Here is a 1,059-nt window from a genome sequence, read left to right as displayed (position 1 = left end):
CCACATTGCGTAGCCACATCGAAGCCATGGGCGGTCAACTGGATGTCGTTGCCCGGTTTCCCGATGGTTCAGTGAAGATCAGCAATTTTTCAGACATCGAAAGCGATATCCACCAGTAGGCTCAACGCTTCGCGGTTTGGCCGCAAGACCAGCCAGCTCTGGATCGATTCATTTTTGCGCTGAAAGCCCTTCGGCATGCCCCACACCGCGAGCAAGCGCAGAGCATTGTAGAGAACGCTGCACGTGTCATGGCGTTGTTGCACGAGGCGTATGAGGCCAGCCGTGCAGGCGGGTTCGGTCGATGGGCTGCGCCAATCGTCTCCGGCTACGGCCGCTCACGTGGCGGTGAGCGGCGTTACTCGGCGATCTGCAGCCTGTAGGTGCGCTCGGCGCGTCGGCCGGCGCACTGCGTGCCATAGGTGAGGGCGACGAGATGAACCTCGTAGCTGCCCGGGCGGGTCGGCGTGCCGCTGATCCAGCCATGGTCGTCACGCTCCTGGTGCTCGATGCGCAGGCCCGGCGGCAGGGGCTGCGAATCGTTCACGTAGATGCCAAGCACCGGCGCCGGAGCGTCGCTGACCGCGAGCCTGACGCTGTAGGCCTCGCCCATTCGACCTGCCGGCAGGCTTTCAGGGTGCAGCACCGGCCCGGCATTCAGCGCACAGCCCATGCTCATGGCGCCTTGCAGCAGCGTTTCGCAGCCTGTGAGCAGCAGCGGGATGGATGCAATCAGCAATGACTTTCGCAGCATGGGAGTCCTTTCAGCCAGATTCGGCGAGTCGCTACTGCGGCCCGAGCAGATGGACGGCAACACTGCCGAAGGGGGCTGCTCATTCCCTCCTGTATCGTCGGCGCGCTGGCCGGCGACCCCTGCAACTTGCCTGGAGTGTGGCTGCCTGCCGCTACGACATCGAGCCGCCGAGGCGCGAGCATAAGTCGAAAGCGCCTGGGTGAACATGAATCCGTTCCCTTTGCGGGCAGGCCGCTCGGGTAAAATCGCGGCGCACCGACCCCGTCTGCAGAAGAGCCTATGCCATCGCCGAAACGAAAATACTCAGC

1 protein-coding gene is annotated in these 1,059 nt (G+C 63.5%); it reads right to left on the bottom strand.

From position 1 onward, the window contains the following. Positions 1-355 precede the first annotated feature (355 nt). Positions 356-751, bottom strand: a complete 396-nt coding sequence (locus J0A65_RS23955; protein WP_206596776.1) for an Ig domain-containing protein — start codon at positions 749-751, stop codon at positions 356-358. Positions 752-1,059 lie beyond the last annotated feature (308 nt).

Source organism: Bowmanella yangjiangensis, from assembly GCF_017255015.1.
Lineage (GTDB): Bacteria > Pseudomonadota > Gammaproteobacteria > Enterobacterales > Alteromonadaceae > Bowmanella > Bowmanella yangjiangensis.
Note: the sequence above shows the minus strand (reverse complement) of the source record. Positions and strands in the feature narration are given on the sequence as shown.

Coding starts and splice junctions, on each gene's coding strand:
- J0A65_RS23955 (WP_206596776.1), bottom strand. CDS start 751: ATGCTGCGAAAGTCATTGCTGATTGCATCCATCCCGCTGCTGCTCACA.